The organism is Streptomyces sp. NPDC051636 (assembly GCF_044453765.1).
Lineage (GTDB): Bacteria > Actinomycetota > Actinomycetes > Streptomycetales > Streptomycetaceae > Streptomyces.
The window spans coordinates 1-12,678 of record NZ_JBITDA010000002.1; the positions used below are offsets into that span (position 1 = coordinate 1).

Below are 12,678 nucleotides of genomic sequence, written 5' to 3' on the forward strand. Positions count from 1 at the left end.
CCGCTACGACAAGACCGCGACCATCTACCTCGCCGGACTCCACATCGCCGGCATCTTCCTCTGGTCCGCCCGATGATCCAAACGAAACCGCCTAGATGATCTGGACACCCCCGCGACCGCACTCTGCGTGAGAACCGACGACCTACTGAAAGCGGCTCCGCACCTGGACCCGTGGCGCCCGAAGGTGGGCATAGCACCCAAACCCAGCGACGCTGAACTGGTCACCCTGGCGGTGATGCAGGCCCTGCTCGGCTTCACCAGCGAGGCCCGCTGGCTGCGCCACACCCGCGCCCAACTGCGCCACCTGTTCCCCTACCTGCCCCAGCAACCCGGCTACAACAAGCGCCTGAGGGCGGCGGCTTCGCTGATCCGCCGCACCATCCGCGTCCTGGCCACCGACACCGCGCTGTGGAGCGACGACGTGTGGATCGTGGACTCCACCCCGGTGGAATGCGGCCGCTCCAAGGAGACCGTCAAGCGCTCCGACCTGGCCGGCTGGGCCGAGTACGGCTACTGCGCCAGGTCGTGTCCCTTGTCGTGGGTGTAGCTGATCAACCGGCCGTTGTGTTGGTGGTGTTGGGTAGTCCGGGGGCGCTTTCGAGGAGCTCGCCGGGGTAGATCTGGTCCATGCTCCCCTCGGGGGGGTATCGGCGGGGGAAGGCGATCCACTCGTTGTGCATCTCGAAGAGACGGCGGTGACCAGCCGCAACAGCGCGTCGTCGTTGAGGAAGACCTGGACGACATCGACACGGCGCTTGATTTCTCGGTTGACCCGCTCCAGCGGATTTGTGGACCGGATCTTCTTCCAATGGCGTTCCGGGAAGGCCGCGAAGGCCGTCAGATCGTCTTTGGCTTCCAGGAGCATCCGCTTGACCTGCGGGAACTGCGCGCCGAGCATGTCGGCGACCGTGTCGAGCTGGCTGCGGACGGCGGCCTGGTCGGGCTGGGCGAAGATGGTGCGGATGGTGGCGGCGACCATCTCGGCGGCGTCTTTGGGGATCACGCCGAAGACGTTGCGCAGGAAGTGCACCCGGCACCGCTGGTCGAGGCGCCGATCATCACCTTGCGGATCGCCTTGACCAGGCCCGAGTGGTGGTCGCCGAGCACGAGCAGGACGCCGCTGAGGCCGCGTTCGCGCAGGTGGCGCAGGAACTGGGTCCAGAACACCTCGGTCTCGCTGTCGCCGACCATCACCCCCAGCACCTCGCGTCCGCCGTCCTCGGTGATGCCGGTGGCGATCACCACGGCCCGAGAGACGATCTGGTGCGCGACCCTGGCCTTGCAGTACGTCGCGTCCAGGTACATGTAGGGGAACCGGACGTGGTCCAGGGGCCGGGTGCGGAAAGCGGAATAGACCTTGCCGATGCCCATGTGGGCGAGGATCTTTCCCCCATCCCCCCAGTCCACCTGGGCCTGGGCGCCGGGGATCGCCTCGAAGCGGCGGTGCAGGCCCGCAAGCTCCTTCGGCGTGATGCCCAGCTCCTCGGCGATCCTGGGGACGGGCTTCCTGAACGTAGAGCTTGACCCGCTGGTAGTTGCCGGTGAAGCCGTAGTCCCTGGCCAGCCGCTCGTGGATGACCGTGGCTTTCATCAGGATCTCGGCCCGCAGCATCGAGTCGATCAGCGGCGCTAACTCGTCCACCACCCGCTGCTGACGCGGACCGCTCGAAGCCCGCCGCGGCGGTGAGGCCGGCCCCTTGTCGGCCAGGTACTTGCGGACCGTCTTGCGGTCCAGACCTGTCTCCCTGGCGATCTCCGACAGGCTCATCGCCCCGGACTCGAACAGGCCACGGGAGCACCGCAGTTCCACCCAGCGATGCGGATCAAGGACCATCGTCAGCCGTCCTCTGCCACCTCGAACCGACCGAGCAGCAGAGTGCCAAGCACCGGCCCTCAGCGTGTCAGGAACTGGCCGCGCTCACTCGTACGCGGTTGGGGACGTTCAGTTCAGGTGTACGCCGACACGTCGCCGAGATCGACGCTGCCGGTGCTGCCGCTATGGACGAGGAGTCCTCATGAGAATCTCCGCAGCCCAGCGGACCGAGAACGAGAACCGCATCCGGGCCGCCATGGACCGGCTCCTGCGGGGTGAGATCCCACCCGGCGGAAAGTGCGACATCAAGACCCTTGCCAGTGAGGCAGCGGTCGACCGCACCGCGTTATACGGCACCCGCCCCTACTCTCACCTCCGCGTCGAGTTCGAACTCCGATTACAGACCCTGCACCAGGCTGGCGAGATCCCCGACCCACGGAAAAGCCCAGATCGCCCGCCTCAAAACGGAGAATTCCAAGCTCAAGGAACGGCTCGCCCAGTCGGAGAGCACCGTCGATAAACTCTCCGACTTCCGCACCCAGGCCCTCGCCCGACTCGCCGCACAACACGAAGAGATCGCCCATCTCCGCGAAACCGCCGGCCAACCGTGTGACCCGCCTCCCAGCGGCCCGAACAAGCACAACCGGATCCTGCAGCTGACAGGCCCAGCCCACAGCAGCCGAGCCGGCCTTCACATGTGTCGGAGGGTGTATTCCGCGCTGGCATACTCGCCGCCCTGCGGATCGCTCTCGGCCGGACCTTGGCCCGCCGGAAGACGCGAAGCGAAGGCTTCGGCATCGTCCACGGGCACGTATCCCAAATTCGCCCCGGCATCGGTATCCCAGAAACGGCGGTTGTTGGCGGAGACCGCAAAGACGGTCTCGAAGCGCACGTCCGGAGCGGTGAGAGCCGTCCGGACGAAGCCGAAGCCGTCGCGGGGGCTCAACCACGTGGACAGATGCCGTCGCTCGCTCGGCGCGTCCTCAAAGCTCCCGATCCGCAGGCACACCACCGACAGGCCGAACTTGTCCGCATACAGGCGCCCGAGCGCTTCCACTGCAACCTTGCTGACCCCATAAAGGCCGTCCGGACGCGCGGGCATCTCGGGTGTCACGGTCTCCGCGACCGGATAGAAGCCGCTCACTCGATTGCTGCTGGCCAGCACGACCCGCCGCACCCCGTGCCGACGCGCGCCCTCCAGCACGTTGTGCGTCCCTCGGACATTCCCGTCCAGCAGATCCGGCAATGGCGCCTCATCAGGGATCCCACCCAGATGCACCACCGCGTCCACGCCCTTCAGGGCCGCTGTCACCGCTTCGGCATCACGCAGATCCAGCTGGTGAACGTCCTCCGTCGGCGTCTGCGCTGTGAGCCCCACACGATCGATGAGCACCAACCGCGCTACCTCATCACGCAAGCCCGCCCGCACCACCGATCCGATTCGCCCAGCCGCACCCGTGATCGCCACAGTCTCAAGTCTCGTTCCCATGACGACCACCCTGCCGCACACCACCGACATCCTGACCTCCGCGAGCCTTCCACAGGCAACTCGAAGCAAGGGCAGGTTATGATCTGCCTCACTGCGGCCATTCGGGAATCGCAACACCGCCCGTCACCATCAAAGCGCAACCGGCTGCGGCAATCGCCCCGCTCAATGGCCACACGGACCTATCCGCACACGGCCTCTGCGGACACAAGGCATTCGTACGTCACGCATCTGACCGAGGACGGGGTGGACCGGCGCTTCATCCAGCTGGTTGCGGCACACCCGAGCCACCCTTCTCCTGCGGCAGGGGGGGGGCCGATCGAAGTGGTCAGCACGTTGCTCGGACATTCCTCGATTGCCACCACGCTCGACATTTACGGCCACTTGTCTGTGGAGGATGCCCGTCGGGCCCTGGAGGCCGCAGGATTCCTGACCGGCCGGGAGGTGCGCTGGTGAGCGACGCGATGTCTGCCGTTCCGGCCCCCGGCGCCGGCCTGCTCGGCAAATTGATGGCCGCCGTCCGGCCGGAGTTCCGCGTGGACGTGTTCACCCCCGCCCCCGGGGAACTGATCTTCGGGCTGGGTTCCTGCCGGATCCCCGGATGCCCGCGCCAGCCCCGCACCCGCCAGCTCTGCCGCGGCCACTACTACCGCTGGCAGCGGTGAGGGAAACCGGACGTCGAAGCGTTCATCGCAGATCCCGGGCCCGACCCGATCGGATGGTCAGAACTGACGGCCTGCGCTGTCGCCGGATGCCGCTTCGGGGCCGCCCGGCAGAGCTTGTGCGTGCGCCACCACGGCTTTTGGGAGCGAGCGGGCAAGCCCAGCAAAAGGACGTGGGTGGCCGCCTTGCCGACTGTCGAGGACAGCGACCGTCGGGTCTGCCGACTGTCGTTCTGCACCTTGTGGGCCCAGGGGAAGTCGCCGTTCTGCCACAACCACAAGTCCCGCTGGTATGCCGTCGGCAGCCCCGAGATCGAGGACTTCGTACGCCGCTGCGAGGCCGCCGGGGACGACCGGTTCGACTTCCGGCCGCTGGAGGGGAAACGGCAGCTGCGGCTGGAACTGCAGTACGCGCTCCAGTGCCGTCACGACGAGCGGCAGGTCAACACCCACAGCTCGGCCGTTGCCCCAGTGATCCGGCTGGTCGCCGCCAGCGGCGCCGCCTCGTTGCTGGAGTGGCCGATGGAGCGGTGGAGCGAGTACTACGCCGCCGGACGCGGCTCCAGCCACAGCCAGAACGGGCAGCTGGCCTTCCTGCGCTATGCGTACACGCACCTGGAGGACCTCGCTCACGGCAGCGGCTGGGAAAGCGAGTTCCCGCGCGATGTGTGGCAACTTCGTCGGCTCGGCATCGAGGGCACCCGGGCCCGGCTACGGTTTGACCGCATCCTTCAGCCGTGGCTGCGTGAGCTGGCCAAACGGTTCGTGCGCTGGCGGCTGAGCATCGGCCGCAGCGTCAACCAGGCCGTCATCGACATCCTGGCTCTCAACCGGTTCTCCGGATTCCTGGCTGATCCCCGCGTCGCCGCCGACGACCTCGCCCGCGTGGACCGGACCGTGCTGGAACGCTACCTCGCTGACCTGGCCCTCGATTCGCGCTCAACTCATTCCCGCGGCCGGGACATCGGCTCGCTGAACGCCTTCTTCCACGCCGTGCGCCGCCACGGCTGGGACCAGAGCCTCCCGGCGAACGTGATCTTCTACCCTGACGACTTCCCCCGCCCCGACAAGCGGCTGCCCCGCGCTCTGGCCGAACACGTGATGGCCCAGGTCGAGCAGCCCGACAACCTCGACCGCTGGCACACGCCCGACGGCCGGGCACTGACCTTGATCCTCATGCGCTGCGGGCTGCGGGTCGGCGACGCCTGCCACCTGGCCTTCGACTGCATCATCCGGGACGCCGACAGCGCCGCCTACCTGCGCTACCTCAACCGCAAGATGAAACGCGAAGCCCTCGTCCCCATCGATGAGGAGATCGAGGGTGAGATCGCCGCCCAGCAGCAGCGCGTCCTTCAGCGTTGGCCCGGCGGCAGCCGGTGGCTGTTCCCGGCGCCACGGATGAACCCCGACGGCACTCGCCCACTGACCACGCACTCCTACCGAGGTCAGCTCGATCGCTGGCTGGAGCGATGTGACGTTCAGGACGAACACGGCCGGCCGGTCCATCTGACGCCCCATCAATGGCGCCACAGTTTCGGAACCAGGCTGATTAACAGGGACGTCCCGCAGGAAGGCGTACGTGTCCTTCTCGATCACTCCTCCGGCGAGATGACCGCCCACTATGCCCGGCTGCACGACTCCACGGTCCGTCGGCACTGGGAGGCCTGCTGACCTTCGTCGGGGCCCTGGACGTGCTCGAACATCCCCGAGGTCGCCGCCCAGGGGAACTGCTGACGGCTGAGCCGGACGGCCAGGGCGATCTCGTCCGGCTCGACGACCGGGGTGGCACGCGCCCTTGACCCGGAGCGAACGGGTCTGGAGCGCTCCTCGTAGCCCCCGTCGGCAGGTAGTCGACGACATCGTCAGCAGGTAGTCGACGACATAGCTCACCCGCTCGTCCTTCACCGTCTCCGAGCACTTGCGGGTACGAGCGAACGTGTGCACGTAGGCGCGCAGCCCGTCGGCGGCGATGCGCATCGTCGATGTGGACGGTCGGCCGTGCTCGTCCAGGACGGCCAGGACGGCGACCTCCTCCGCGTGAAGCAGTTACACAACGGACTCTTCGACCCGGCCAAGACTTGGTTCGGTACGTGACACGACGCCTCCCTGCAGACAGGAACGAAACAAGACTCTGGCTTCTTGGTCGAAGAAATAGGACACTAATCCTTCTATGCAAGACAAGCGCGGGCAAGGTGCACGCAAGGAGGAGCCATGCCCAACGGAAGACCCCGTGGTCACGCGTTGCGGATGCGCAGCACCTCGGTCACGTCCGCCTGTGCCGAGTCCAGCGCCAGGACGGAATGGGCGAGCCTCGCCATCGGCGTCTACTCCGCGGCGAACGACCCGCCTCGGCCCCCGCTGCACGGTGACCACTCTCCGCACCTGGAGCAGCCGGAGCGTCTCGTTGAAGGTGCCAGCCGAAACTCCGCACCGCGCACGCAGTTCATCCTTCGCGCCCAGCCGAGTACCGGTCGCGACTCGCGCGGCGAGTCCGCCATGACGCCGGCCGCCGACTCGGCGCCGGAACTCCCCCCGTTACGGCCCCAGTCGGCCCGGTGCAGCGTCGGAGTATCCATGCTCCTGTCGGGGCCTGACCCCGTTCCCCGCGCCAAGCTTCCTAGCTCCGCGCCACCACAGCTCCCTCACTCCTCTACCGAGCATCTCCAATTGATTATGACGGATACCTTCCCAACCCTTGACGCCCCGCGAAACAGGGATGCAACATCACCATAATCATCATGATGAATGGAGATCCCATGGTCCCCGTCCTTGGTGAGCAGGAATTCCGTGACCTCATGGCGAGCGTCTGCGCCCCGGTCGTGATCGTCACCGCCACGGCGGAGGGCCTCCCCCACGGCACGACGGTCAGCTCCTTCGCATCGCTGTCGCTACGGCCCCCGATGGTCACCGTGGCCCTCGACCGCGGCTCCGGAGTCCTGTCTCGCATCACGACGACCGGACGCTTCGGCGTCAACATCCTCAGCCACGCGCAGGATGACCTGGCCATGCTCTTCGCGCGCCGCAGGGCCGACCGGTTCGCCGGCACGGAATGGCACTTCGATCACGGCCTGCCGCGTCTGGACGCCGCTCCCGGATGGCTGGTGTGCGATCTGACCGAGGCCGTGGACGGGGGTGACCACCTGCTGCTGCTCGGCACCGTCACTCATGCCCGGACGACGCCGGCACCGCCGCTCGTCTACGGATTCCGGACCTTCGGAACCCACTCGGCATACGCGAGCCGCCCGCGCCACACCATCCGGGAACAGGTCGCCGCCTGCGCGCGCTGACCCGTCCTCCATCTGCCCACCCGCGCTTCCGCCCCGCCAACCGACTGAAAGACCGCACAAGATGACGACTTATGACGACCTCGTCGCCCGTGCCGTGGCCCTCCAACCACTGCTGCGCGAGCATGCACCGACCACCGAGATCGAGCGCCGGATACCGGACGCGGTGATCGACGCGATCACCGAAGCGGGACTGCTCAAGCTCTCCGTCCCCAAGCGGTACGGCGGGCACCAGACGTCCATGCGCACCATGCTCGCCGTTTCGGCCGCGCTGGCAGAGGGCGACGGCTCCACTTCCTGGGTGGTCACCCTCGTCAACGTCTGCAACTGGCTCACCAGCCTCTTCCCCTCCAAGGCTCAGGACGACGTGTTCGGTGCCAACCCGGACGCCCGGGTCACCGGTGTCCTCGCCCCGACCTCCACGGCGGCCAAGGTCGACGGCGGCTGGCGGGTGTCGGGCCGCTGGTACTACAACTCCGGTTCCTCGCATGCGGATTGGGCGGTGCTCGGCGTGCCTCTCACGGACGACGACGGCACCGTCGTCGACCAGGGCCTGGTCCTCGCGCCCCGTTCGGACCTGTCCCTCGAGGACACCTGGTTCGTGGCAGGTATGAAGGGCACCGCGAGCAACTGCCTCGTCGCCGAGGACATCTTCGTCCCCGAGCACCGGGTCATGTCCGTGCCGGCCGCGATCGAGGGCAAGTACCCGACGGAGCACCACGACGAGATCCTGTCCCGCTCGGCCTTCGTGCCGGTTCTCGCTCTCGTCCTGGCCGGCCCGCAACTGGGCCTGGGCCGCGCGGCTTTGAACTACGTCACGGACAAAGCATCCCGCAAACCGATCTCGTACACCTTCTACGAGACCCAGGCCGAGTCGGTCGCCGTGCAGATGCAGATCGCCGAGGCGGCCCTGCGCATCGACACCGCCACCCTCCACGCCCAGCGCGCCGCCGCGGAGATCGACCAGGCCGCACAGAAGGGCACCTACCTCGACTTCACCCAGCGCGCCCGAGTTCGGGCGGACACCGGCTGGGCCATCCAGAACGTACTCGAAGCGATCAACACACTCGTCAGCGTGCACGGCGCCGCCTCGTTCGCGGAGGTCAACCCGCTGCAGCGGATCTGGCGCGACGCCAACACCGCCGGGCGCCACGCGGTCGTTGCACCGACCGTGGCGATCGAGGTCTACGGCAAGGCCCTGCTCGGCGTCGACGAGAAGATCACCCCCCTCGTGTGACCGGAACACACCCCCATCCTCCTCATAGGAGCAGCACGTGCGTATCGCCAACCTGTCCGGCCGTCTCGCCGTCATCACGGACGACGACACCGCCGTCGATGTCGAGCAGGCCAGCAACGGCCGGTTCGGGCCCGACCCCCAGGGCGTCTACGAGCACTGGATGGCCTTCCGCGCCTGGGCGGCCGACGCCGACCTGCCGGCCGGGCGGCCCTTCTCCCCGACTGACCTCGGCGCGCCCGCTCCCACACCGCGTCAGGTCTTCGCCGTAGGGCTCAACTACCGGGCACATGCCGACGAGTCCGGCTTCGGAATGCCCGACACACTGCCGCCCGTCTTCACCAAGTACTCCTCCAGCTTCACAGGACCGGTGACCGAGGTGCGGCTGCCGGACGGGGGGCACACGGACTGGGAGGTCGAACTCGTCGCCGTCATCGGCGAGCATGCCTACCAGGTCAGCGAGGACGACGCCTGGCGGCACATCGCCGGACTCACCGTCGGACAGGACATCTCGGAACGCATCACCCAGCTCACCGGTCCCGCTCCCCAGTTCGGCCTGGGCAAGTCCTACCCGGGCTTCACTCCGATGGGCCCGTACCTGGTCACCCCGGACGCGCTGGCCGACAGCGACGACCTCGAACTGGGCTGCGCGATCAACGGTGAGGAGGTCCAGAAGGGCCGCACCCGAGACCTCTTGTTCTCTGTGCCCTCCCTCGTGTCCCGGCTCTCGGCCATCCTCCCGCTGGGCCCCGGCGACATCATCTTCACCGGCACACCCGCGGGTGTGGGGATGGGCCGCACTCCGCAGCGCTGGCTCGCCGACGGTGACGTCCTCGTCAGCCGCATCGAGGGCATCGGCGAACTGCGTCAGACCTTCCGCGCCTGAGCGCGGGTCCCCCTCGTACTCTTCCGCGTCCAGGAGTTCCAAATGGCCCTGCACCGTCTCTCCTCGGTGGTCATGGGTGTCCCCAACACCGCCCAGACCACCTCCTACTACACCGACTTCGGCCTGACGCCAGAGTCGGACGGCTGGTTCAGCACGCGCGACGGAGGTCGCCAGCTGCGCGTCGTCCACGCGCCCACCCGCCGCCTCGTCGAGATCACCGTAGGGGTCGACACCCCCGACGACCTCGCAGCGGCTGCAGCGAGGCTCGACCGGCTCGGCGTCCCCGTCGAGTTCGATGCCGGCACTCTCACCTCGTACGAGAAGATCACCGGCGTGCGCGCCGTCCTGAGGGTCGAGCCCCGCGTCAGACAGCCGGAGACTGCGCCCACCCCGTACAACGGTCCAGGCCGCATGGAACGCGTGGGAACGCGCGCCCCGGGGATCCGGCGCATCGGCCCCGTCCGCCCCCGAAAGCTGGGCCACGCGGTCCTGGGCACCACCGACTTCGAGGCCACCACCGGGTTCTTCCGCACCGGCCTCGGCTTCAAGGTGTCCGATCTGATGGGCGACGTCGGCGCTTTCATGCGCTGCTCCACCGACCATCACAACATCCTCGTGCTTTCCGCGCCGGTCGCGTTCCTGCACCACACCTCCTGGCAGGTCGACGACGTGGACGAAGTCGGCCGCGGCGCCATGGCCATGCTGGAGGACCACCCCGAACGGCACGTCTGGGGCCTGGGCCGCCACCACGCCGGGTCGAACTTCTTCTGGTACCTCAAGGACCCGGCCGGCAACTTCTCCGAGTATTACTCCGACCTGGACTGCATCGTCGACGACCAGCTCTGGAAGCCTGAGGTCTTCGAAGGCGCCAAGGGCCTGTTCAACTGGGGACCGCCTCCGCCGCCGTCGTTCATCAAGCCCGAGGACCTGGCGGAGATGATGACCGACTCACACAGCGCGTAGCCATCCGCCCAAGGGGTTCGCAGATGAGCAGCACGGAGGGAGAAAGCGGATCTCACCCGAAACCGGCTACGACACCATGCCTCCCTCGTGAGTGTCAGCCACGGCGAAGTGCTTGCCCCGTACGCTTCCCCGCATCCCCTTCTCAAGGAACGACCTCCGCGGGGTTCAGGTCCGGTGCGTAGGCAGGCAGCAGTACACCCTCAGCCCTCGCGCTTGGCGATGAGCCGGCACATCCGGTGCGAGATGTGGGTGTTGAGCCGGTTCCACACGAGCACGCTCGGGGCCGTGACCAGCTGGTGGACGCCGTCCAGCAGCTGTATGTAGTCGAGCTCGCCCATGCTGCGGCACGCCCCGAGGGCCTGATAGTCAGCTATTGTCATCGCTAAACAGGACGTCGCGGGTTGGGTCAATCTTCCGTCACGACGAGTTGTGCGCTGATGACGCTGGCGGCCTCGCGCACTGCCTCGATCACTGCCGCGAGCCGACGATCCGGCACCCGGTGTTCCAGCGCCGCGACACTCAGTGCGGCGACGACATCTCCACGGGAACCGCGCACAGGAGCAGCGATGCCGAGGATGTCCGCGTCGAGTTCACCCCGACTGACGCAGTATCCGTCACGGCGGATGTCCGCGAGGCGAGCCATCAGTGCGTCGACATCCGTAATCGTGCGGGCGGTGAACCGCTGCAGGCGTTGCCCCTCCAACAGTTCACGACACTCCTGTTCCGGCAGCCAGGCGAGCAGCGTCAGAGCAGAGGCTCCGGCATTCGCCGGGAGAGCGCTGCCGCGCTCGTAGGAGATCCGCACTGGGTGCTCCGCCTCGCACCGCTCCACGCAGATGGCAACTCCCCCGGAACGGCGAGTCAGCAGCACGGTCTCGCCGACCTCGGCAGACAGGTCCCTCATCACGGGCAAGGCGATCTCCGACAGGCCGTACCCCCGCCGGGCCAAGCGCGCCAGTTCCAGGATCCGCAGACCCAGGCGGAACCCGCCGCCCGGATCCTCTTCCAGGAAGCCGCTCCCGACGAGGCTCTGCACATACCGATAAGCGGTTGAGCGCGCCGCCCCCAAGGCGGTGGCGACCTCCTGACCCGAGATAGAGAGCTTGTCCTCAGAGAACAGCCCCAGAATGTCCAGGGCTCGATCCGCGGTCGAGTTGCGCTCACGGTACTGACTCGCCGGAACAGCAGCTTCTGACTTACGTCCTGTCATGTAGGACATACTAGGGGATCGTCCTCGCGAAGAGATTTCCACGGAGAAGCGACCATCGGAAATGCTCCCATCCTCTCGCGCCATGAAGCGGGCACCCCTCTCGGCTCGCCGTCTCCTAGCTCGATCTTGCGTGAGGGTCCGTGGACGGAGTCGGTGGACCCTTTCGCCTTCCAGGGTGGGTGGTGGGCAGGCCGGTGGCCCGGCTGTCGCGTCGGGTGGGTGCCGGGTTCCACTGCCTCAGAGGCACTTTCTGCTTTCTTGACCACCAGTCTGACAGCCCGCCTCGTGTAAGCGCGAGGCTAATTGACCCGATCAACCGTCAGTTCTTCTTCAGCTCCTCGGCGAGCATGACAATGATGCCGCTGGGACCGCGGACGTATGTGAGCTTGTAGATGTCCTCATAGGTCGCCACACCGCGAAGCGGACGGCATCCGTGCTTTGCGGCTGTCTCAAGGGCTTTGTCGATGTCGTCGACTGAGAAGGCGACGCGATGCATGCCAATCTCGTTGGGACGAGTGGGCTTCGACTCGATCGCTTCGGGGTGGATGTACTCGAAGAGCTCAAGGCGACCGTGACCGTCTGGCGTCTGGAGCATCGCAATGTTGGCGTGATTGCCATCAAGGCCGACGGCGGTGTCGGTCCACTCACCACTGACCGTGTCACGGCCGACGACCGTGAGGCCGAGGTCGGTGAAAAAGGAGATCGTTGCTTCGAGGTCGCGAACGGCGATGCCGACATTCTCAAGTTTGATGGCCATGATTTGCATGCTACCGAGCCGGGCCGATCTGGGTGCTTCCGGCAAGGACGCAGCCGAGTACCCGGCCACCGTCGAGGTCGACCGTGACCTGTCCACCGGCGTCCGGAGCGTGTTTGCCCGCCAGCGACCAGACCCGGTTACGCACCTCGGACCGTGCGGACCGGATGGCCTGCAGCGCCTTCTCGCCGGAGGCGGTAAGGACGTCGATCAGGCGGGAGACCGTCGGGTCGGAGGCGACCGGGCCGAAGACGGTCGGCTCGCACCGCAGCATCGCGACATCTGCGAGGCAGTCACCGCCGAGCGCGACCGTCAGGGCGACGTCCAGGACCTCATCGGTGGTCAGCCTCTACGCGGCCAGCGAAATCAATATGGGGTGCAGATAC

Annotated in this window: 11 protein-coding genes and 3 pseudogenes; 8 read left to right on the forward strand and 6 right to left on the reverse strand. The window is 67.1% G+C overall.

The genetic code is table 11. The annotated features are described in order from the left end of the window. Nucleotides 1-100 precede the first annotated feature (100 nt). Nucleotides 101-541 (forward strand): annotated as a pseudogene (locus tag ACIBBH_RS03465) (IS982 family transposase); the annotation flags it as partial. 10 nt (nucleotides 542-551) lie between these two features. On the opposite strand, the pseudogene ACIBBH_RS03470 reads toward ACIBBH_RS03465, so the two are convergent. Together ACIBBH_RS03470 and ACIBBH_RS03475 are read right to left on the reverse strand one after the other, a co-directional pair. Continuing rightward, nucleotides 552-1,834: pseudogene (locus ACIBBH_RS03470) on the reverse strand (IS256 family transposase). Nucleotides 1,835-2,504: 670 nt separating this feature from the next. Beyond that, the gene (locus ACIBBH_RS03475; RefSeq protein ID WP_399401500.1) at nucleotides 2,505-3,281 is read right to left on the reverse strand and encodes an NAD-dependent epimerase/dehydratase family protein; all 777 of its coding nucleotides are present in this window, start codon (nucleotides 3,279-3,281) and stop codon (nucleotides 2,505-2,507) included. 186 nt (nucleotides 3,282-3,467) lie between these two features. On the opposite strand from ACIBBH_RS03475, the gene ACIBBH_RS03480 reads away from it, so the two are divergent. The 7 genes from ACIBBH_RS03480 (at nucleotide 3,468) to ACIBBH_RS03510 (ending at nucleotide 10,328) form a co-directional block, all read left to right on the forward strand. Then, nucleotides 3,468-3,755, forward strand: a complete 288-nt coding sequence (locus tag ACIBBH_RS03480; RefSeq protein ID WP_399401502.1) for a hypothetical protein — start codon at nucleotides 3,468-3,470, stop codon at nucleotides 3,753-3,755. After that, nucleotides 3,752-3,964, forward strand: a complete 213-nt coding sequence (locus ACIBBH_RS03485; protein WP_399401504.1) for a hypothetical protein — start codon at nucleotides 3,752-3,754, stop codon at nucleotides 3,962-3,964. The genes ACIBBH_RS03480 and ACIBBH_RS03485 overlap by 4 nt, the downstream gene beginning before the upstream one ends. A 183-nt stretch (nucleotides 3,965-4,147) precedes the next feature. After that, nucleotides 4,148-5,632 (forward strand): tyrosine-type recombinase/integrase, encoded by a 1,485-nt coding sequence (locus tag ACIBBH_RS03490; RefSeq protein WP_399401505.1) that lies wholly within the window; start codon nucleotides 4,148-4,150, stop codon nucleotides 5,630-5,632. 1,085 nt (nucleotides 5,633-6,717) lie between these two features. Continuing rightward, nucleotides 6,718-7,248 (forward strand): flavin reductase family protein, encoded by a 531-nt coding sequence (locus ACIBBH_RS03495; protein WP_399401507.1) that lies wholly within the window; start codon nucleotides 6,718-6,720, stop codon nucleotides 7,246-7,248. Between the two features lie 61 nt (nucleotides 7,249-7,309). Next, complete coding sequence (locus ACIBBH_RS03500; protein WP_399401509.1) at nucleotides 7,310-8,482, forward strand: acyl-CoA dehydrogenase family protein; 1,173 nt, start codon at nucleotides 7,310-7,312, stop codon at nucleotides 8,480-8,482. Between the two features lie 37 nt (nucleotides 8,483-8,519). Continuing rightward, on the forward strand, nucleotides 8,520-9,365 hold the full coding sequence (locus ACIBBH_RS03505; protein ID WP_399401511.1) for a fumarylacetoacetate hydrolase family protein: 846 nt from the start codon (nucleotides 8,520-8,522) through the stop codon (nucleotides 9,363-9,365). A gap of 42 nt (nucleotides 9,366-9,407) precedes the next feature. Next, nucleotides 9,408-10,328 (forward strand): VOC family protein, encoded by a 921-nt coding sequence (locus ACIBBH_RS03510; protein WP_399401513.1) that lies wholly within the window; start codon nucleotides 9,408-9,410, stop codon nucleotides 10,326-10,328. A 200-nt stretch (nucleotides 10,329-10,528) separates the two neighbouring features. On the opposite strand, the gene ACIBBH_RS03515 is transcribed toward ACIBBH_RS03510, so the two are convergent. The 4 genes and pseudogenes from ACIBBH_RS03515 to ACIBBH_RS03530 form a co-directional block, all read right to left on the reverse strand. Further along, complete coding sequence (locus ACIBBH_RS03515; RefSeq protein WP_399401515.1) at nucleotides 10,529-10,708, reverse strand: hypothetical protein; 180 nt, start codon at nucleotides 10,706-10,708, stop codon at nucleotides 10,529-10,531. A gap of 26 nt (nucleotides 10,709-10,734) precedes the next feature. After that, entirely contained in the window at nucleotides 10,735-11,538 is an 804-nt protein-coding gene (locus ACIBBH_RS03520) for an IclR family transcriptional regulator (protein WP_399401517.1), read from the reverse strand. 319 nt (nucleotides 11,539-11,857) lie between these two features. After that, nucleotides 11,858-12,295 (reverse strand): VOC family protein, encoded by a 438-nt coding sequence (locus ACIBBH_RS03525; protein ID WP_399401519.1) that lies wholly within the window; start codon nucleotides 12,293-12,295, stop codon nucleotides 11,858-11,860. A gap of 55 nt (nucleotides 12,296-12,350) precedes the next feature. Next, a pseudogene (locus ACIBBH_RS03530) lies at nucleotides 12,351-12,623 on the reverse strand (IS1380 family transposase); the annotation flags it as partial. Between the last annotated feature and the right edge of the window lie 55 nt (nucleotides 12,624-12,678).